Origin of the sequence: Sorangium sp. So ce381 (assembly GCF_051473845.1) — a bacterium.
GTDB lineage: Bacteria > Myxococcota_A > Polyangia > Polyangiales > Polyangiaceae > Sorangium > Sorangium atrum.
In genome coordinates, this window is the sequence record NZ_CP150336.1 from 1595516 (window position 1) to 1615219 (window position 19704).

The 19704-nt window shown below is 68.4% G+C and carries 16 protein-coding genes; 4 read left to right on the forward strand and 12 right to left on the reverse strand.

All coding sequences use genetic code 11. The features are described from left to right. Window positions 1–10 precede the first annotated feature (10 nt). The 8 genes from WMF29_RS05925 to WMF29_RS05960 form a co-directional block, all read right to left on the reverse strand. Window positions 11–2977: a type I restriction endonuclease subunit R gene (locus WMF29_RS05925; RefSeq protein WP_437327891.1), complete on the reverse strand. Its 2967-nt coding sequence runs from the start codon at window positions 2975–2977 to the stop codon at window positions 11–13. Continuing rightward, complete coding sequence (locus WMF29_RS05930; protein WP_437327892.1) at window positions 2974–4176, reverse strand: restriction endonuclease subunit S; 1203 nt, start codon at window positions 4174–4176, stop codon at window positions 2974–2976. The genes WMF29_RS05925 and WMF29_RS05930 overlap by 4 nt, the downstream gene beginning before the upstream one ends. After that, window positions 4169–5695, reverse strand: coding sequence for a type I restriction-modification system subunit M (locus tag WMF29_RS05935; protein WP_437331088.1), 1527 nt, complete (start codon window positions 5693–5695; stop codon window positions 4169–4171). The genes WMF29_RS05930 and WMF29_RS05935 overlap by 8 nt, the downstream gene beginning before the upstream one ends. Before the next feature lie 8 nt (window positions 5696–5703). Further along, window positions 5704–7446 (reverse strand): N-6 DNA methylase, encoded by a 1743-nt coding sequence (locus tag WMF29_RS05940; RefSeq protein ID WP_437327893.1) that lies wholly within the window; start codon window positions 7444–7446, stop codon window positions 5704–5706. Window positions 7447–8092: 646 nt separating this feature from the next. Beyond that, entirely contained in the window at window positions 8093–8719 is a 627-nt protein-coding gene (locus WMF29_RS05945) for a DUF4276 family protein (protein ID WP_437327894.1), read from the reverse strand. Next, window positions 8713–9882, reverse strand: a complete 1170-nt coding sequence (locus WMF29_RS05950; RefSeq protein WP_437327895.1) for an AAA family ATPase — start codon at window positions 9880–9882, stop codon at window positions 8713–8715. Before WMF29_RS05950 ends, WMF29_RS05945 begins: the two co-directional genes overlap by 7 nt. Beyond that, on the reverse strand, window positions 9879–10241 hold the full coding sequence (locus WMF29_RS05955) for a hypothetical protein (RefSeq protein ID WP_437327896.1): 363 nt from the start codon (window positions 10239–10241) through the stop codon (window positions 9879–9881). Before WMF29_RS05955 ends, WMF29_RS05950 begins: the two co-directional genes overlap by 4 nt. Continuing rightward, entirely contained in the window at window positions 10238–10435 is a 198-nt protein-coding gene (locus WMF29_RS05960) for a helix-turn-helix domain-containing protein (RefSeq protein WP_437327897.1), read from the reverse strand. The genes WMF29_RS05955 and WMF29_RS05960 overlap by 4 nt, the downstream gene beginning before the upstream one ends. A 516-nt stretch (window positions 10436–10951) precedes the next feature. Here WMF29_RS05960 and WMF29_RS05965 point away from each other — a divergent pair. The 4 genes from WMF29_RS05965 (at window position 10952) to WMF29_RS05980 (ending at window position 14089) form a co-directional block, all read left to right on the forward strand. After that, window positions 10952–11782 (forward strand): hypothetical protein, encoded by an 831-nt coding sequence (locus WMF29_RS05965; RefSeq protein ID WP_437327898.1) that lies wholly within the window; start codon window positions 10952–10954, stop codon window positions 11780–11782. Window positions 11783–12051: 269 nt separating this feature from the next. Beyond that, a complete protein-coding gene (locus tag WMF29_RS05970; RefSeq protein WP_437327899.1) occupies window positions 12052–12645 on the forward strand; it encodes a Uma2 family endonuclease in 594 nt (197 codons plus the stop codon). 233 nt (window positions 12646–12878) lie between these two features. Beyond that, on the forward strand, window positions 12879–13373 hold the full coding sequence (locus tag WMF29_RS05975) for an SRPBCC domain-containing protein (RefSeq protein WP_437327900.1): 495 nt from the start codon (window positions 12879–12881) through the stop codon (window positions 13371–13373). Further along, on the forward strand, window positions 13370–14089 hold the full coding sequence (locus tag WMF29_RS05980) for a hypothetical protein (protein ID WP_437327901.1): 720 nt from the start codon (window positions 13370–13372) through the stop codon (window positions 14087–14089). Before WMF29_RS05975 ends, WMF29_RS05980 begins: the two co-directional genes overlap by 4 nt. A 393-nt stretch (window positions 14090–14482) precedes the next feature. Here the strand turns inward: WMF29_RS05980 and WMF29_RS05985 are convergent, their stop codons facing one another. The 4 genes from WMF29_RS05985 to WMF29_RS06000 all read right to left on the reverse strand — a co-directional run bounded on the left by WMF29_RS05985 (window position 14483) and on the right by WMF29_RS06000 (window position 19665). Beyond that, a complete protein-coding gene (locus WMF29_RS05985) occupies window positions 14483–15568 on the reverse strand; it encodes a hypothetical protein (RefSeq protein WP_437327902.1) in 1086 nt (361 codons plus the stop codon). Between the two features lie 186 nt (window positions 15569–15754). Further along, entirely contained in the window at window positions 15755–16801 is a 1047-nt protein-coding gene (locus WMF29_RS05990; RefSeq protein WP_437327903.1) for a hypothetical protein, read from the reverse strand. A gap of 116 nt (window positions 16802–16917) precedes the next feature. After that, complete coding sequence (locus WMF29_RS05995; protein WP_437327904.1) at window positions 16918–18381, reverse strand: sigma factor-like helix-turn-helix DNA-binding protein; 1464 nt, start codon at window positions 18379–18381, stop codon at window positions 16918–16920. Between the two features lie 390 nt (window positions 18382–18771). Then, on the reverse strand, window positions 18772–19665 hold the full coding sequence (locus WMF29_RS06000; protein ID WP_437327905.1) for a hypothetical protein: 894 nt from the start codon (window positions 19663–19665) through the stop codon (window positions 18772–18774). Between the last annotated feature and the right edge of the window lie 39 nt (window positions 19666–19704).

Consider the following 19704-nt stretch of genomic DNA (forward strand, 5'->3'; position numbering starts at 1 on the left):
GGCGCCTCGCTCAGTAGTACTGGCGGATGTAGCCGTAGGCGCGCTTGAAGATCTCCGCATCCTGGTGGAGCTGGTACTTGAGCAGGCTCTTGCGCAGGGCCTGCTTCACCTCGCGCTCGCCGGCTGCCGTGTTCTGCCAGCCGGGGAAGCGGACGAGCCGCACGATCCCGTCGATGTCGGCGACCACGCGTTCGACCATCACGGGCGTCTTTGCGTTCTTCACCTGCTGGAACAGCTCGGTGAGGGCGGCCTTGCCGCGGTCTTCGTCCTCCTCGGGTGGCGTGTCCTTCTCGGTGCGGACGAGGTCGCGTGCGAGCTCGAGGAGTTGCTTCAAGAACTCCACGCTGTTCTCCAGCCCCTGCTCGTGTCGCTCCTTGAGCGCCTCGAGGCGTTCGGACAGCGCCTTGTAGCGAGGGTTGCCCATGTGCTTGCGCAGGCGCGCGGTGAGCTTGATCTCGAACTCCTTTGCGCGCTTCTTCGGGTTGGGTGAGCCGATGACCGCATCGAGCAGCTCGGCGTCGAGCACCAGGGTCTCGAGGTCGTCGCGTACCGCATCGACGTGAACGTTCTGGTGAATCAGCTCGATGGTCTTCGCGCCGAGCGCGTGCCACACGAGCTTGCCTGTGCCGCTCGTCGGCTGGACCGAGACGTACACCTGCGTGAGCCAGCGGTAGTCGACCTCGAACGGCAGCAGCATCGGATCGGGCGAAATGGCCTCCCAGAGCTTGCCGAGCACCGAGTACTCGGCGGCGAACGCGTCGCGCACGTCGTTGTTCGGCAGGCACTCCTGTGCCGCCATCAGGCCCTCGTAGCCGGTCTGCGTGCGGTCGACGCCGGGGAAGAACGCGAAGCACTTCTGCATCGCTTCGGGGAGCTGGGCCTTGAGACCCTCGATGTTGCCGACGACGCTGCGGAAGCCCTTCTCGTCGAACTCCAGCGCCTTCGCCACATCGTCGAACACACCGAGGTAGTCGACGATGAGGCCGTGGGTCTTCTTGTCGCCGTAGGTGCGGTTCGTACGGCAGATGGCCTGGAGAAGCGAGTGGTCGCGCAGGGGCTTGTCCAGGTACATGACCTGGAGGATCGGCGCGTCGAAGCCCGTGAGCAGCTTCGCGGTGACGATGAGCAGCTTCAGCGGATCGTTGGCATCGCGGAAGCGATCAAGAAGCTTCTCTTCCTCGTCCCGCGAGCGCGCGTAGGGCTTGAAGCGCTCATCGGACCCGGTCGCGGAGATGACGATCTCCGTTGTCTCGGGCGGCAGCAGCTTGTCGAGCGCCGCCTTGTAGAGCAGGCAGCACTCCTGGTCGAAGGTCACGACCATGCCCTTGAAGCCGTTGGGCGCGACTGCGTCCTGGTAGTGCCTTGCGATGTCCTCGCAGATCTTCTGCACGCGCTCGGGCACTTTCACGAGCACCGCCATCTTGGCGGCGGCCTTCGCGAGGTTGTCCCTGTCGAGGTCGGAGAGCTTGCCCGTGAGCGCCTGGTAGGCCTGGTCGATGGCGGCCTTGTCGATGTGCAGATCGACGAGGCGCGGCTCGAAGTGGAGCTTCAAGGTCGCGCCGTCGCGGATCGACTCCTCGAAGCCGTAACGGCTCATGTAGCCGCGCGCGTCCTCCTCGGCGCCGAAGGCGTAAAACGTGTTCCGGTCGCGCCGGTTGATGGGCGTGCCTGTGAGCCCGAACAGGAACGCGTTGGGCAGCGCCGCGCGCATCTTCATGCCGAGGTCGCCCTCCTGCGTGCGGTGCGCTTCGTCGACGAGGGCGACGATGTTGCCGCGGTCGTTCAGCATGCCGTCGGCCTCGCCGAACTTGAAGATCGTCGTGATGATGACCTTGCGTGTGTCCTGCTTCAGCAGCCGCTGAAGGTCCTCGCGCGTCTCGGCCTTCACCAGGTTCGGCACGTCGGAGGCGTGGAACGTCGAGCTGATCTGCGCGTCGAGGTCGATGCGGTCGACGACGATGATGACGGTGGGGTTGCCGAGCTCGGGCTGGAGCCGGAGCTTCTGCGCGGCGAACACCATGAGCAGCGACTTGCCCGAGCCCTGGAAGTGCCAGATGAGGCCCTTGCGCGGCTTGCCGGCGAGGACGCGCTGCACGATGAGGTTCACCGCCTCGTACTGCTGGTAGCGGCAGACGACCTTGATGCGGCGCTTCTTCTTGTCCGTCGCGAAGAGCGTGAAGTGGGCGAGAATGTCGAGCACCACCGCCGGGCGCAGGAGGCCGCTCACCGCCGCCTTCAGCCCCGCGAGCGCGCCCGGCGTCGCCTCCTCCTCGCCACGCCACGGGCCCCACAGGTCCACCGGCATGCGAACAGCGCCGTACATCAGCTCCTTGCCCTCGGTGGCGACGCTGAACGCGTTGGCGACGAAGAGCTCCGGGACGTTCTTCTCGTAGTCGTCGTGAAGCTGGAGTGCGCCGTCGAGCCAGCTCACCGCTTGGCGAACGGGCGTCTTCGCTTCGATGAGGACGATGGGAAGGCCGTTGACGAGCAGCACGAGGTCCGCGCGTCGCTCGGCGGGCCCGGCGCGGAAGGTGAACTGGTTCGTGACGACGTACTGGTTGTTTTGGAGGTTCTCGAAGTCGATGAGGCGGATGGTGACGTGCTCGTGGTTCGGCCCGAAGGGCATCGAGCGGTCGCCGCGCAGCCACGCGGTCAGCTCCTCGTTCGCCTTGAGCAGGCCGTCGGAGCGCACCGCGAGTAAAATCGCCCGCAGCTTGTAGAGGACCTCGTCGGCGCGGTCGGGAACGGCGGCGATCTCGAGGTTCAGCCGAATGAGCGCGTCGCGGATCCAGTCCTCGACGAAAACCTCGTAGGGTTGACGCGGGATGTTCGCGGGCGCCAGGTAGTGCCAGCCGAGGCCCGCGAGCTTGCCGCTCTTGCGCGCGAGGCCCGCGCCGACGGCGGTGTGGTGGGTAACGCCGCCGCAGAGCAGGTCGCGGATCAGGTTCTCGACAGTGGAGGCTTCGGTGAAGCTCATGCACCCTCTACAGTGAGCGAACGAATCAGCTCCGCCGCGCGGTCCGCGCGTTTATTCAGTGCGTCGAAGCCGCGATCGAACGAGTCTATCGCTTGCGCGATCTCCTTTTGCTCGCCAACCGACGGGAACGCGATCTCCATGGCACGCAGCTTCTCGGCCGGGAGGTGCGGGATGGTCGTCTCTCCAGTGAGCGCGGCGAACCGTCCAGTCAGCGAGAGAAAATAGAGGCAATGAAGAAGGAACTCCGGGACGTCGTCGCCCTTCGCCCGAAGTCGATGCAGCGCTTTTTGATAACAGGCACCGGGGATCTCGTTGCGCCAGATGGCGGATTTGCCGACGTGTCGTCCCTCGCACGCCAGGATGTCTCCAGGGCGGAGAGCGAACTTCTCACGCTCCGCTTCCGTGAACGACATAGTCGCCACGTCGTCCAGCTCGAGCCTGTTCCACTGAACGTTCGCGTTCCGCAGATACGGAATATGCGATCCACCATTGCTGCCGGCTCTGGCCGTTTCCGACATCATCTTGCCGAGCTGGACGCTGTAACGATTGCCGAGCGGCTCGACCGACCACGAGCGGGGAATGGTACCAACGGCCGTGGCCGTCAGCGATTCGCCCCGAGTACCACGCTGGTACAGCTCGACGATAAGGGCGTCTCTCGTCTTCGTTCCAATGTCAGCTGCGTTTCGGAATTCGCAGGCAACATCAGCGGCCCGTTGCAGTACGGCCGCGAGTCTCCGCTGCTCCTCCAGCGGGGGCAGTATGAATTCGAATTCCGCCATGTCCGTCCAACGGAAATGGGGCGTTACGGAACCGACTTCCTTGGCGATGTTCCAATTCTGGACCGGCGAGCTCGCAAGCAGGTGTTCGATGAAACCGGGATGTAGGTCGCTGCGAGCGGTGGGTTTCAACACAAGGATCTTTTCCCCAGTCAGCCCGTCGAACGGCGCGACAGCACACTTCCGAAGTCGAGGCCGGCGGGTGGGGACAAGGACCATGCCTTGCCGGAAGACGAACCGAAAGGTCGGAGGAATCTCGTCGACGCCAATAACGCCGTGTCGGTGGAGCCGAAGGTCTTGCGTGTCCAAATGATCGACGCCAACGAACTTGGAATAACCAGCGACGTCGCCGGCACGTTCTACATGTCGCTCCACGATTTCGCCCAGCTTTACCCGCTTCCAGCCGGCTCTCGTCCTAGCCATTAGCCACCTCGGGCTCGCTTACCGCAGCATCGTCACTGACGAGAGTGTCGAGCATGTCCACGATTGCGTCCATCTGCCGCCAGAATGCCCGCCCGGACGTCTCCCAAGCCTCCCAAGCCTCGCGCAGCCTGGCTGCCTCGCCCTCGGCGCTCGCTGTCGCCGCCATCGCCCGCTTGACGTAGAGCGGGATCGATAGGCTGAAGCCGTGTGCGGCGATGTCTTCGATGGTCGCGACCTTCGCGAAGCCCTCCTGGTCGACGAACGCGTCATAGGCGGCCTCGATACGCTGCTGGTGCTCGGGGCGAAGGAAGCTCATCGCCCGCTCGCGCGCGATCTCGTTCACCGCGTCGATGAGCAGCACCTTGCCGCGCTTTTTCGGCGGCTTCTTGGAACGGCAGAAGATGACGCACGCCTCCATCGGTGAGTTGTAGAAGAGATTCGGTCCGAGCCCTAACACGCAGTCGACGAGGTCGGCGTCGACGAGCTTTTTGCGCAGCTCGGCCTCCTCCCTGCGAAAGAGCACACCGTGCGGGAAGAGGATCGCGCAGCGCCCCGTCTTCGGGGCCATGCTCTTCAAGATGTGCTGGAAGAACGCGTAGTCGGCGCGGCCCTGCGGCGGCGTTCCGAGGAAGTTCCGGCCCCAGCGGTCGGTGTTCCACGCCTCGCGGTTCCACTGCTTGATCGAGTACGGCGGGTTCGCGAGGACCACATCGAACGTCTTCAGCTGGTCGGCCTCGTGGAATGCGGGCGCGGCCAGCGTGTCGCCGCGCGCGATCTCGCAGTCTTCCACACCGTGAAGCACGATGTTCATGCGCGCGATGGAGGCCGTCATGTGGTTCCGCTCTTGACCGAAGAGCTTGAGCGTCCGGTGTTCGCCGCGCTTTCGCTTTACCTCGGCGAGCGCCGAGATGAGCATGCCGCCGGTGCCGCAGGTCGGGTCGTAGATGGTCTCGCCGCTCTTCGGCTGGAGCATCTGCACCATGAGGTGGACGACGGTGCGGTTCGTGTAAAACTCCTGCGCCGTGTGCCCGCTGTCGTCGGCAAACTTTTTGATGAGGAACTCGTAGCCATTGCCGAGCTCGTCCTCGGGCACGTTCGCGATCGAGAGCGTCTGCCCCGAGAAGTGCTCAAGCAGGTTTTTCAGCGTAACATCGGGCAGCCGCTCCTTGTTGGTCCACGGCGCGTCGCCGAAGATGCCGTCGAGCCGCCCCGGATTCGCCGCCTCGATCGCGCGGAGCGCCGTCTGGAGCTTCTTGCCCACGTCCTTTGCGGCGGCGCGCACGTTATTCCAGTGCGAACCGTCCGGGATCACGAATCGGTCGTCGGCCGTCGCGGTCGCGTACCTGGTGTCGCTTTTCGACTCGGCGAGGGCGGCGGCGTAGTCCTCGTCCCACACGTCCGAGAGGCGCTTGAAGAAGATCAGCGGGAAGACGAACTGCTTGTAGTCACCAGCATCGACCAGGCCGCGCAGGATGACAGCGGCCCCCCACAGATACGACTCCAGCTCTTGCTGGGTCATGTGCGTGGTCACGACAGCCAACCTCCCTCGCGCATGACGCGACGAAGGTTGTCTTCGGCCTCGCGGCACTTCGCGAGGGCGTCCTTGAAGGCGGCGACAGCGACCGGAAGCGGCGGAATGTCGGCCCCGATGGGCGGAAGCACGTAGCGCGAGATGTTCAGAGTCCAGCCTTCCTTCTCGATCTCTGAGAGGTCGACGACGCGCGCGCGATCCTGGACGTCGGCGAAGCCCTGTACCCACGCGTGGATCTCGGTGACATGCGCCGGATCCATGAAATTCTGCGCTCTCCCACGACGGAACACCGAGGACGCATCGACGATGAGGACCTTGCCCTTCTTGCGCTTCTCCTTGCGCTGACGAAGCACCAGCACGCACGCGGCCAGGCCGGTGCCGTAGAAGAGGTTCGGTGCGAGGCCGATGACGGCCTCGACGAGATCCTTTTCGAGGAGATGCTTGCGGATCTGCGCTTCGACACCACCACGGAAGAGCGCCCCCTGCGGGAGTACCACGGCCATGCGACCGGTCTTGGGCGCCATCGACTTCACCATGTGCTGCACCCACGCCATGTCCGCGTTGCTGTCCGTGGGCAGCCCGGCAAATGCGCGCCCCCACGGATCGGTCTCCCATACCTCGCGGCCCCACTGCTCCAGCGAGAACGGCGGGTTGGCGATGACGACATCGAAGGTCGCGAGGCCGCCGGTGCTCGGGTCGGTGAAGACCGGGTTACGAAGGGTGTCACCGCGCTCGATGATGAAGTCCTCGATGCCGTGCAGGAAGAGGTTCATCCGCGCGACCGAGGCGGTGGTGAGGTTCTTTTCCTGGCCGTACAGCCTGCCGAAGAAGGTCCGTGGATCGCCGCCGCGCTCGCGTACGTGCTCAACGGCCGCGAGCAGCATGCCGCCCGTGCCACAGGCCGGGTCGTAGATCGTCTCGTTTTCCTTCGGGTCGAGGATGTCGACCATCAAGCGTACTACGCTGCGCGGGGTGTAGAACTCGCCCGCTTTCTTGTTGGTCGCGTCGGCGAACTGCTTGATGAGGTACTCGTAGGCGTCGCCCATCACGTCGGAAGCGACGCGGGCGTTGCCAAGCGAGAGCGCCGAGAAGTGCTCGATGAGGTCCTTGAGCAACTCGTCGGGCAGCCGGTCCTTGTTGGTCCACTGGGCGTCGCCGAACACGCCGTAGAGGTGCTTCTGGTTCGCGGCCTCGACGCCGCGCAACGCATTGGCGAGCGCTGTGCCGACGTTCTTCGGTGCGCGGCGCACGGCGGACCAGTGGCAGCCCTCGGGCACCTGGAAGCGGTGCTCGTCGGCAAAGTCCTCACCGTACTCGGCGAGCATCGCGGCGTGCTCCTCGTCCCACACGTCGCAGATGCGTTTGAAGAAGAGCAGCGGCAGGATGTACGACTTCCAATCCGTGCGGTCGACCGGGCTGCCGCGCAGGATGTTCGCGGCCTCCCAGAGGTGCGACTCGAGCTCGGCGAGCGTCATGGGCAGCGCGAGGGACGACTGGCTACTCATGACCTCCCTCCTCACGACGCGCGGTCGCCTGCTGCGGATCCACGCGTCGATATCCGCGCGCCGGAAACGCGACTGCCCGCGCACCTTGAACGCTGGGATCTCCCCGTTCTGGGCCATCGTGGAGACGGTCTTGTCGGCGACCTTCAACAAGGCCGCGACCTCTTGGATTGTGAGTATCTCGTCGCTCATCCGTTCAGGAATCCATGGCGGCGGAAGGCGTGGGCTTCCGGCCATTTCCAGAGTACGGCGGAGGATGGGGCGGCATCAAGACGGGCGAGGTGTCGGCGCTCAGATCCTCCGGAGCCCAGTCCACGCCGCCCGCTGCCTGGCCCAGCTCCCCGCATGCGCCACTGCCCGGAGTGGCCGCTCGGCCATCGGCTCGGCGCCGTTGACGGCTTCGAGGGCCAGGACGGCCGCCTGGAGGTCGGGCGCGAGAGGGAAAATGAAGCAAGTCGAGCCGTTGCGTGACCCGCGCTGCGGCCCCAGCTTGCGGGCTACGGGGGCCTGGTCTGCGATGCGCCCCCGGTCGATGGTGCCCTGGAGGTGGCGCGCGGGGGCCAGCATCCGGGCGACCTTCGCCGGCCGCCGCACGGGTTCGGGCTTCGGGGGCGGCGGCTGCTCGGTGAGGAGCGCGCCCGAGCATTCTGGCGACTTTCGCGGGGCCGCACAGGTTCGGGCTGGGCGGTGGCGGCTCGGTACGGAGCACCCGCGAGCACCTCGCGACGGGCCAGGAGCCACCCCGTCTGGCCGGCCTTCTGCTCGTCCTCCCACGCCTTCCTCAGGCCGGGCTCGACGCGCTCCGTCTTCGCGCGCGCGAGCAGATCTTTCTCCAGCGCCTTGAGCGCGGGCTGCAGCAGCTTCGGCAAACCGGTCGGGGCGGTCACTTCGTCGCTCCCATCGCGTCGAGGAAGCGCTTGCCCCACCATAGCTTGCGGATCGCTTCGGGTGAGACCCTCTCAAGTACCTTGAAAGAATGCGAGCCCTTGCCGTACGCGCCGGCCTTCGTGGGCTTGGCGGCCGCTGCGAGCGCCTCGTAAATCGCTTGCTTGTCCATGTTCTCGAGCCGATCGATGGCCGGGAGCTTGCTGTCATCCAGCTTCGGTCCGAAGACGTCCTTCATCGCAGCGACGTCGGCGGCGAGCCACGTCTCCATGCAGACGGTCATCAGGTGGAGCTGGTCGTCGCTCCCGTTGGCTGGGCGATCCCAGCCATCGCCCGTTCGTGCCTTCACGTGGTCCCACGGTGACTGCGCCTCCGGGAGCTCCTCCGCGTCGACGAGCAGCCAGGTGTCGGCCTCCGACGACGCGTGCGCGTCACAGAACTGCTTGTAGGCGAGCCCGCGGCCGCCACACGCGATGACCCTTGGCCTCTGCGTGACGCCCGCGCGCTCGAAGAGCTTGCTGAAGGCCCTCCTGCACTCGCTCGCGAGGCTCGGGTTCTTGTCGCCGCCGCCTTCGACGTAAAGCTCGCGAGCGCGCCGCGGGGTGGGATGGCTGCTCTTCACCATCGCGTGCCTCCGATACGCCCGGAAAGCCAGAGCGGACCGAGCGAGCCGAACTCCTTCCAGCGCGCGATCTGGTCGGCGTCGAGGCGAGTCATCTTCGAGGTGCTCCCGTCCTTTTCACAGACGACGACCGCGGCGGCGTGCTCCGTCATCGCGTCGACGAGCTGCGTGGAATGCGTGGTGACGACCAGCTGGAAGCGAGAGCTCGCCTCGAGGAGCAGGTCACGCAGCGCCGGCAGCACGTCGGGGTGGATGCCGAGCTCCGGCTCCTCGATGAGGACCAGGCGCGCGGGGCCAGGGTCGATGAGGATCGCCAGCAGCGACAGGAACCGCAGCGTCCCGTCCGACAGCCGGTGCGCAGGCACGTTGCGCTCGCCCTCGGTGAGGTAAAGCCGAAGCTGTCCGCCCTCGGGGATGACCTCCACGTCGGTGAAGCCGGGAGCCACCTCCGAGAGCAACTCCAGCAGTCGCTTCTTCGTCGCAGGGGTGCGCTTCAGAACAGCCAGCCGGGCAGGCAGGTTCGAGAAGTCCTCCAGGAGCCGGTCGGTCTGCACGTCGGCACCGCACGCCGCACGAATCGCGCTCTGCGGCCCGAAGCTCCAGGCTCGATAGATGAGGATCTGCTTGAGCCGATCTCCCGTCGCCGCGACCTCCGGATAGATCTCGGGATCGCGACGCTGCGACAGGATCGACTGCGTACGGTCGATGTCGGCCCGCTCGAGGGCGCGCGGCTTCGTCTTCGTCTTCGCGCTGTTCAGCATGGGGCGTCCGTTCTCGTAGCCGAAGTAGAAGTAGGGCTTGGGCGACCCGTCGCGATTCTCGATACGCTCGTCGAGCACGACGAAGCTTCCTCCCTCGCTCCCGAACGCGACACGGTACCGAACTGCACTGGGCGCGATCGCCGCAGGCACGAAGAGGATCTCGATGGCCGCGGAATCAGCGCGCTCGTGAGCACCTCCACGCCAGATCCACTCGTCGACACCACCCCCTTGGCGGATCGGCAGCGGCAAGTCCTTCGGAACCGCGCGCAGCACCGAGAATGCCTCGATCAGGTTCGACTTGCCGGACCCGTTGGGACCGATCAGCACGTTGAGGGATTGCAGCTTCAGCGTGTGAGCACCGGGTCCGAACGAGAGGAAATCGGTGAGCGTAATCTCTTCGATCATGGGGAACTCTCGGCTCTGTGGGCGTTTGCCAGCCACGCATCGGGCATGACGAGCCGCTGGCTCGGCAGCGGCGCGGGAACGGGCAGCCGACCGTCGATGGAGGGCGCGCTGCCGTCGGCGTGCGACGGGACCACGAGCAGGGTGGCCGGGGCGTCCCCGCCCTCCGCTTCGTTGACGATGCGCGCGAGCGCACCGGAGAGGCTGTAGCGCGCGAGCGCTCCGGCGAACTGCGTCCAGCGCGCCTCCGCATCGGCGCCGAAGCGGCGCGGCGTGGTCTCGCCGGCGTCGAGCGCGCGAAGGCCGAGCACCGCAGCGCCGTAGGAGGCAGAGCGATCCTGGTCGGTCAGGGGGCTAGTCACGTCGACTCCTCCTCGCCAACGGCGCGGCGGGTCTTCGCGCCGAGCCAGGCGTCCAAGTCCGTCCGGCGGAAGCGCCGCTGCCCTTCCGCCTTGAACGCTGGCGGCCTCACCTTCTGGGTCATCGTGTAGACGGTCTTCTCCGCAACCTTCAGCGGTCGTGCGACCTCAGGCACAGCGGGGATGTCGTCCGTCATCGAGTGAAACTCCGGGAGCGGTCGGCAGGAGTGCCAGCTCTGGCAGAGGTACACTGGATACGTATCGGGTCGCAACGGACGCGAGTGTTCCAGCTGCACCGGTGCGGGTCCAGGCGGCTGAACTGATCAACCGAGGCCTGGCGCGCACTCACGCGCAAGGCGATCGGCGCCGCCTGGCGCATCGACGCCGCCTCGGCCATTCGCGCGCCCCCGCCGTTCGAACGTCCTCCTCGCTTATCTGGACATCCCCCGGCTTATCTGGACATCCCGCCCGCCCATCTGGACAGGGGGTGGGGTCATCTGGACATCCCGCCCGCCCATCTGGACAGGGGGCGGGGTCATCTGGACACCCTGCCCACCCATCTGGACATCCCACCCCGCCGCCTCGCCTCCCGGCTCCCCCCACCCGTGTCCAGATCCTGCTCCGTGCTGGACGTCTCCACGACCGAGCTCATCCTTGCCGCTTTGCGTCGTGCCCCGAGGGGCGCGGATCGCAGGAGGAGGGGTCAAGCAGTCATGGCAAAGCAAGGAACGGACTTCGATCGCTGGGTCAAGGTCGCCGCCGGGTCGGAGCGGACCGACAACCCGCTGAACATTCCGTACGACGTCGCCGTGCGTGAAGCGGTCGCCGCCGCGGCGTTCGTGAAGAAGTACTGGGAGCCCGACGGCGATCGCCCGGGTCTCAAGCGGGTCAAGAGCCGCCTGCCCGCATCGAGCGGCGAGGAGCTGCTCTCCCTCGTGCACGCGGTGCAGGAGGCGCAGACGCGGCTGCTCCTCATCGTCGATCCGGCCGTGGCCGATCTCGGCGAGCGCGCCCGGTTCGTCGTCGATGAGCTCGAGTCGGCGCTCGAGTTCCTGCTCGACGACGACGTCGACGAGCCCGCCGACGCGCAGCTCGCGCGCATCAAGGAGTTCCACGCGCAGGACGGCCAGCGCTCGAGCGCCCTCTCCCAGGCGCTCCGCGATTACGCGGGGCTCGCGGAGCCGCTCAAGGATCGCCTGGTCGAGGCGGACGAGGCGTTCGACGTGCGCCTCGTCGCCGAGGCCAGGAAGCTCGCGGAGGATCTGCAACGGCGGGCGCTGGAAGCGGCCCCCGAGGCCGGCGCTTCGGCCGCCGCGACCACGATCCGCAACCAGCTGCTGCACCTCATGGTCGGGCGCGTCGGCGCCATCCGGAAGATCGCGGCCCACGTCTTCCGGCGCCACCCCGAGATCGCCCGCGAGGTGACGAGCGCCTACGAGCGGCGCCGCCGTGCGGTGGCGCGGCGCGAGAAGGCCCGCAAGGCCACCGAGGCCGGCCAGGCCAACGGCAAGCCGGCGGCGGTGCCCGCGCCCGCGACCCCCTAGCAGGAGCCGATGTTGACGATCGCCCCGCGCCCCGCCGCACCGAGACGAGCACCATCGCCTCGATAGGTCCGAGGACGAGAGGGCGCGCGGCTCGATCGAGCCGGATGCGACCGGCTTCGCCTTCTCGTGCCCGGAGAACCGGAAGCTCACGAACCACTCGCGGTATAGCGAGCGGGCCATCTCGTCGAGGAGGTTGACTCGAGGCCGCCGGCAGCGCGGGCAACACGTCGCACCAGGCACCGCCCGAAGGGATTGGCTATCCTCGGGGCATGACCGCATCCGCGCCGAAGGCTGCCCGTCCCGCGACCTTGGAGGATCTCCTTGCGATCCCGGAGGAGGAGCGGCGCCACGAGCTCATCGAGGGCAGCATCGTCGAGAAGGGGGCCGCGACCGGCGAGCACGGGGCCGTGCAGCGCAAGCTCTCCGCCTACGTCGACCCCTACGATCAGCGCCCCGGCGGGCGCAGGCCCGGGGGATGGTGGTTCGCCACCGAGGTCGATGTCTACTTCGACGCCGCGAACACCGTCCGCCCCGACGTGGTCGGCTGGCGACGAGACCGCGTCCCGGAGCGCCCGCGCGGTATACCGATCATGGTGCGCCCCGATTGGATCTGCGAGATCCTCTCGACGAACAAGCGGAACGATCTCATCAAGAAGAAGCGCGTCTATCACCGGCACCAGGTTCCACACTACTGGATCATCGACCCCGAGGAAGAGACCCTGGCCGTCTACCGCTGGACGCAGGAAGGTTACGTCGAGATCCTCGCCGCCGAGCGCGGCGAGCAGGTTCGGGCCGAGCCGTTCGAGGCGACTCCGCTGCAGGTCGGCGTGCTCTTCGGCGACGACGAAGACGACGAGCCCTGAGCTGGGTGACCGTGCGGCGCTGGTCGCTCGCCCGTCGACCAGGGGCGCCTCTTCGATGCATGCCTACAAGCCGTTGCGATCGCTCGGTATCGTCGTTTGCCTCGTGCTAATCGTCCTGCCCTCCTGGCTTTGCCTCCGTGGTCCGCATCCTCAGATAAGCAAGTAGAACCGGTGAGGCTGCCAATCGCTTCTTCGCTGTACCCAGAGGACCGGTGGCGTGATAGCTTGTGCGGGTGCGAGATCCAGCAGCCACTGGTCGAACGGATACCGCGTCGCTCGTCGTCGCAGCCCGACCCGACGCGGTCTACCGTGCCTTCGCCGATCCCGACGCGCTGATGGCGTGGCTCCCGCCCGAGAGCATGACCGGTCGCGTCCTCGACTACGACTTCCGCGAGGGCGGTCGCTACCGCATCGAGCTGACTTACGATGATGCAGCGCCCGTCGGCTTCGGAAAGACCACCGGGCGGACCGATGTCAGCACCGGGCGCTTCCTTTCGCTGGAGCCGGGCAAGCGCATCGTCCAGTCGGTCGCGTTCGAGTCGTCGGACGCTTCGTTCGCGGGCGAGATGGTGATGACGTGGTCGTTCGAATCGCTGCCCGCAGGGACCCGCATCACCATCACCGCGGAGAACGTTCCGCCCGGCATCAGCCAGGCCGACCACGAGGCCGGCCTCCGAGCGTCCCTGGAGAATCTCGCGCGCAACCTGTCGCCGCCGCGGCGTTCGTGAAGAAGTACTGGGAGCCCGACGGCGATCGCCCGGGCCTCAAGCGGGTCAAGAGCCGCCTGCCCGCATCGAGCGGCGAGGAGCTGCTCTCCATCGTGCACGCCGTGCAGGAGGCGCAGACGCGGCTGCTCCTCATCGTTGATCCCGCCGTCGCCGATCTCGGAGAGCGCGCCCGGTTCGTCGTCGATGAGCTCGAGTCGGCGCTCGAGTTCCTGCTCGACGACGACGTCGACGAGCCCGCCGACGCGCAGCTCGCGCGCATCAAGGAGTTCCACGCGCAGGACGGCCAGCGCTCGAGCGCCCTCTCCCAGGCGCTCCGCGATTACGCGGGGCTCGCGGAGTCGCTCAAGGATCGCCTGGTCGAGGCGGACGAGGCGTTCGACGTGCGCCTCATCGCGGAGGCCAGGAAGCTCGCGGAGGATCTGCAACGGCGGGCGCTGGAATCGGCCCCCGAGGCCGGCGCTTCGGCCGCCGCGACCACGATCCGCAACCAGCTCCTGCACCTCATGGTCGGGCGGGTCGGCGCCATCCGGAAGACCGCGGCCCACGTCTTGCGGCGCCACCCCGAGATCGCCCGCGAGGTGACGAGCGCCTACGAGCGGCGCCGGCGCGCGGTGGCGCGGCGCGAGAAGGCCCGCAAGGCCGCCGAGGCCGGCCAGGCCAACGGCAAGCCGGCGGCGGCGCCCGCGTCCGTGACCCCCGCGCCCTCGACCAACTAGAACAGCGATCACGTTGAAACCCGGAGAATTTTCACAGGGAGGCGGGGAGGCGGGGAGGAAGAAAAAAAAGAATTTCTCCCTCTTGTCGTCTCTCGCTCCCCGCCTCCCCGCCTCCCTGTGAAATTCCTGCTCTTTCTCGTGGTTTCAACCCGTTTGTCGCTCTAGACATCGGCCGGCGCTCGGCCGCCGTCATCCCAGCCGGGCCTCGGCCGGCTCAATCCCGGCCGGCTCACCGTCCGCGCGGAAATTGCGCTCCGAGGCGCGTTCGCCCCCATCCACCATCGCCCATCGCCGTTCGCAGCCATCTGAGACGACGCCGCCGGTTTGGGGCGCCGGTAGGCGGTCGTTGCGCCAAGCGTCGGCTCGGCCGGGCGGCGGTGGGCTCCGGCGAGCTCAGGCGATGCAGCAGAACGTGGACGGCTCGGCCGGCTGGAGCTCGCCGACGGGCTCGCCGCCCTGCGGCGCGCACGCGCCCGGCTCCATCGCCATGACCGCGGCCGACTTGCTGCCCAGGCCGACGCCAGGCAGCGTCACCGCGCAGAAGGGGACGCTCGAGCTGACGAGGTTCGACGCGACCAGGTCGGTGCACGCTGCGTCGCGGTACACGGATGCCATGATCGTGCACGAGGCGCCGGTCGGCTCGCCGCAGCTGCATGGAGTGCAGTCGCGGCTGTCGAGCACGTCTTTATAGAAGACATGCCTCTGGGCGTAGCCCTCCGGACACTCGGCTTCGCCCTCGTGGTAGACGCAGGTCAGGAACCCGGGCGGCGCTGCCGGCGCGCACGTCGTCGCGTCGGCGCACTCGGTGTGCGCCCCGGCGACGCAGGCCCTCGCGCGCGTCGCCCACAAGAGCGCGTTCTGGGGGATGGGCTGCGGGACTTCGATGCGCGGCGTACACGCGCCGGCCGTGATCGAGGGCGCCGCGATCGTCAGCGACTGCACGCAGGGCTCGCCGTTGCAGTCCTGATCGGCAGGGATCGCGCTCCCGGCGGTGCAGCCGCCGTCCCATGCGTCGGGCGCGGCGAACGGCGTCGTGACGGCGGTGGGCTCGTCGCCGGGGCAGGAGGAGGACGATGCGGCCCACGCGGTGGGGAGCGAACACGAGACCTCGGGCGGGTCGCACGCGCAGGTCGGGCACGTCTTCGGCACCTGCTGGAGATCGGCGAAGCCCTCGTACCCGATCGTCGGTGCGCCGGCGGGGCATTCGGGGGTGGCCTCCGGCGGACCGAACCAGAGAAGCGCCGGGCCGGACCAGCCGAGCGGGGCGGGGGAGACGCACTGGCCGGAGCACAGCGCGCTGTGCGCCTCACCGCCATCGCCGCCCTGACCGCCGTCGCCGCCCTGACCGCCGTCGCCGCCCTGACCGCCGTCGCCGCCCTGACCGCCGTATTTCTCGCACCACTCAGGATAGTGGGCGCGCTCTTCGTCCGTACATGGGCCATAGAGGATACCTGGCTCTTGGGTGCACCCAACGCTCAACAGCGCTCCTGCAAGGGCAACGCATGACACGCGCATGCGTGGAACCCTACTCGAACGATGGCCTTCGGCGCAAGGTGGGTATCGCCCTGCGAGCCCCGTAAGGTTTGAGCATTCGGCGGATTGAGGAAATTTTCTCATGCTTTCTCATCTTCGGGTACGGCAGATGTCCTTGCCGCCGGATCCCCATCACAGGTTCAATTGTAGACCCATCCCGAACGCCACACCGAGCGCGGGAGCGCTCCAGGTCGCGCGTTCTGATTCGGCGATGTCTCCGCGGCGGAGGAGTGACCAGTCGACCAGGCGCTGAACGGCCTCGCTATACCCGTACCCAGAGAGGCTCTCTGAAAGCGGCCACGTGACGCCCGCTCGCGCGCCGATTCCGGCACGAAGACCCAGCAGGGATTCCGGGGTGATTGGAACCTCGGGCACCGCACGGAGCACGCCGAACTCTCCGACGCCGCACGCGAAGAGAAAATGCCGGTGAAGGCACAAGGCAGCGTTCCCGGTGAGCGCCGATGCCGTCACGCGCACGCTATCTACGTTGGTCGACAGCGACGAGAGCCCGCGGGCTTCCAGCGCGACCGACCATGCCGGCCAGCGTCCCGTGACCGCCAACGTCGGCCCAACCGCAACGCCGGGCGTCAGCCCCAGCGCCATCGTGGCGCCGGCGCCAACGCTCCACCGGAAGCGCTCCGCCGCAGCTTGCCCCGCACTGCTCGAGGGCGGCGCCTGCACGGATCGCAGCACGCGCGCCGGCGCCGCCTTGCCCGGCCGGCGCGCGGGTGGCGCCTCGCTCGGCGGCAGCGCCGGCTGCCCCGCGCACGGGCGTTCGGGGGAGCATGGCGCCTCGGCCGGCGTCGCGGGCTCTTCCTGCGGGGCTGGCGCTGCCTGCGGCGGCGGGCGCTCGCCCGGGTCGTCGAGCTGCACGGCGATGGACAGGGCCACCATCGAAACCAGCGTCTTGCAGTCGCCGCGGGTCCTGTAGCCGTCGGTCCAGCGCAACCTGCCGCCGCGATCGCGAAGGTACATCGACGCAATGAGCTCGCCCTGCTCTTGTGCTATCGACGCCGCCATCGCGAGCGGAGCCTCCGCGTCGAAGGGGTCGAAGCTCATGCGCCGGGCGATCTCCGCGCGCAGGAACTGCTCGTCGGGGCAGCGCTCGGCGCCTGGGCCGAGCGTGAGCTCGAGCCGCACGCGGGCCCGGCGCGGTCCGGGATCGGCCCGGACCGGCATGGCCGCGAGCTGCGCGATGGCGACCGCGACCAGCGAGGCGAGCGTTGCGCGCCATGCCTGCTTTCCCCGTCGCCGGCCGTGCGACGGGGGGCGCGCGCGTCGCGGCGGCTCTGCGCTCACGGCCGATCGTGCCCCGTCGTGCCGCCGGTCGTGGTGACCGGCAGCGCTCCTGCGCTCGACCGCAGCCGCTCGCGAAGCAACGTCAGCCGGCCGTGAGGAAACCGCTGAGCATGCGCATCGATGTGCTCCAGGGCGGCGGCGCGCTCGCCGTGCAACAGCGCCTGCCTGGCCGCATCGAGCAGCGCGAGCTCCTCGTCGAGCCGATCCTGGCTCTGGTCTGGGGGCGCCGGGGCGTGCCTCGATCCGGCCGGCTGGCGCTGGCCTGGCCCATCGGTCGTCCGTGCCGCGGGCGCTCGGGGGCTCTGGGTGTCTCGGGGGCTCTGGGTGTCGGCGGAGCGCGTTGCGTCGTCGGGGCGCGGCGCTTCACCGAGGACGCCCCGGGGTCGCGGCTCCGGCGTCGGGGCCGGATGTGTGCTCCGCGCGACGACGAACGATATTGCGCCCGGGCCGAGATGGCGCGCCCAGTCCACCGGCGCTCGACCGAGCCAGGCGGCCAGGAGCACGCCGCCGGCGACGCCTGCCGCACCCCACGCGAGCGCCGGGCGAAGGGCCCGGGCGACCGGGCGCGCGAGGCGCACGAAGCGTGCTCGCCACCGTGTCCCATCGACCCGCGCTCCGGCGCTCGGCGCGGCCGGGTCGCTCGCGGGCAGGATCGTCTCGCGGAGCGAACGCAACGAGGTCGCGGAGAACAGCGGGAGCACGAGGACGCTGGACCGGAGCGCTCGTCTCTCTTCGGGGCGCAGACGCTTCTCGGCGGCGCGGTAGTCCCGGCGCGCGAGGCGCAGCCGGCTCGCGGCGGTGTGCTCGTTGAGCGAAAGGGCGCGCGCGATCTCGCGCATCGGGACATCGTACGCGTCGGCCAGGACGAGGACGGCGCGGCGCTCGGGCGCGAGCTCCGACAGGAGGCGGATCGCGAGCGCGAGCCGCTCCTGCACGGCGATGTGATGCTCGCTGCTCGCCGCGATGTCTGCCTCCTGGAAGCAGGCGGCGTCCGCGAGCCCTACCGGCACCTCGCGGCGCCGGTAGGCGCGCTCCAGGTGATGACGGACCTGCCGCCAGGCGATCCCGAAGAGCCACGACGCCTCCGCCCTCCAGTGCTCGCCGAGGCGCTCCGGTCGAGCGGGATCGGGCATGCCCGTGGGTGTGCTGCGCGGGCGACGAGGTGTGTCACCCGGTGCGCTGGCTGCGGGGACGGCGGCCAGCGCGGGCGCTGCGGCGGATCCCAGGGGGTCTGGCGAGTCCACCAGGGCCGGGGCGCGCGCGCTGCTGGACCGCATCGGGTCGTACCGGGGGAAGCTGCGGTACGCGCCCAGCAGGACGTCCTGGCACAGGTCGTCGAGGTCGTCCTCGGCGACGCCGAGGAACCGGAGCATGCCAGGGAGGACATGAACGGCAGTTGTGTGCATGGATGTCCAGGCGCCGTGCTGGACCGGGTCGGCCGGAGGACGAGAAGGGCTCATGCTCAGAATTACGGGGCGTTTCTCGCAGCCGTCACAGAATCGGTCCGGGCCGAAGCCCCCTCCGACCCGATGCGGCCCCCCGCCGACCCGGTGCGATGCCAGCTCGGACGAGGGGCGACCCCCTCGACCGTGTGGGATGCCCGATGGGAGGGGGGCAGGTCCTCCAGCAGACCGAGGCGTCCATCCGCTGTGCGCCGCGTGGCGAACCTGCCCGACCCTCCGATCTGCCGGGAGTTCGATGTCGGCGCCCTGCGCCCAGAGTGTCGTGATGTCACGATAGCGCGTGCGTGTGGTGGTTCCCCGTGAACGTGACGGCGTTGGGGTGACGCGGACGTAGAAGGGGTGCTGGGCCAACGGGCCGACATGCATGGATACCGGGGCCCGACTCGATCACCGACGCCGGGCAGCATCCTCAACGGCCCACGACGCCCGTAGCAGCTGGATAGCCGACCGCGGACGGCTCGTCGGAGCGCACCGCGCGAGGATGATCTTCCAACCGTTCCGTGCGCTCGCCGCCTCCGCGACGATGTCTGCGACCTCGCTCGCATCCACCCGCTCTTCGGAGAGCCGCGCCGTCGCACCATACTCCGCGGCGAGCGCACGGCGCTCGGCCGGGCCCTTGGCGCGCGCGAGGATGCACGCGTAGGCCTCGCACGAGTACGCGAACGTCTCGCGCTTGCGGTACTCGATATCGAGGAGCCACTCCTTCGTCCGCGTCTCGCGGAGACCGACGGTCGCGCGCTTGCAGTTGTGGAAGATGTGCGCCGCCTCGTGAACGATGAAGTCGGCGAACGGATCGTCGTCCGCGAAGTACTCGACCGAGACATAGCAGGTCGTCCCCTCGCTCAAGCCAACGAGGCGCGGCGCGCCCTCGCCGAGCAGATCCGCGCCGAGGCTCGCGAGGTACAGGTTGGCGAGCGTCCACGCCGAGCTGTCGTATCCATGCTTCAGCAAGAGCGGCTCGATGTTCGCGCTCGTGACGAACACGACCGACCTCTCGAGCGTCGCGAGCACCGCGTCCTGCTCGACCCGCGGGAACAGCCCCCGCACCATCGGCTCGACCTTGCCGCGCGTGATGGCGACGGTGTCGGTGTGCGGCAGGGATTCGTGCGCGAGTCCTTCGGCCCGCCGCCGCACCTCGCGCACGAGCGCGCCTCGGAGATCCTCATGCGCGCGGTTCGCACGCTCCATGAACTCACCGGGCCATGCCGCGTTGTGTGCGTCGGTCGCGCCGGTGCGGAGGTACCGCTCGACCTCGTCGGCGATGCTGGGCACGTTGCTCACTGGCGCATTCTACTCGGGCAGCACTTCCGGTCTGGCAGC